This window comes from Streptomyces thermovulgaris (genome assembly GCF_002155915.1).
Taxonomy (GTDB): Bacteria; Actinomycetota; Actinomycetes; order Streptomycetales; family Streptomycetaceae; genus Streptomyces; species Streptomyces thermovulgaris.
In genome coordinates this window covers 1-273 of record NZ_MUME01000148.1, presented here as the reverse complement: position 1 = coordinate 273, position 273 = coordinate 1, and the positions used below count along the sequence as shown (strand labels likewise).

Here is a 273-nt window from a genome sequence, read left to right as displayed (position 1 = left end):
GCGCCGTGCTGTGGCAGGCGCTGGCCCGGCTGCCCGAACTCCAGCGCACCATGCTGGTCCTGCGCTACTACGAGGGCCGCACGGACCCGGAGATCGCGGAGATCCTCGGCATCAGCGTCGGCACGGTGAAGTCCAGCATCTGGCGGTCGCTCCGCCGGCTGCGTGAGGACGAGGTCCTCAGCTTCGGCCGTGACGAGGAGGAGTCCTTCGGCGAGCTCGTCGCCTGAACCGGCCGAAGGACAGGGGGAATCGGGGGAACCCGGGGAACCGAGG

1 pseudogene (only partly in view) is annotated in these 273 nt (G+C 70.3%); it reads left to right on the top strand.

The features are described from left to right. Positions 1-227 (top strand): annotated as a pseudogene (locus tag CCN35_RS13685) (SigE family RNA polymerase sigma factor); it begins 431 nt to the left of the window's first position. Positions 228-273: the final 46 nt, after the last annotated feature.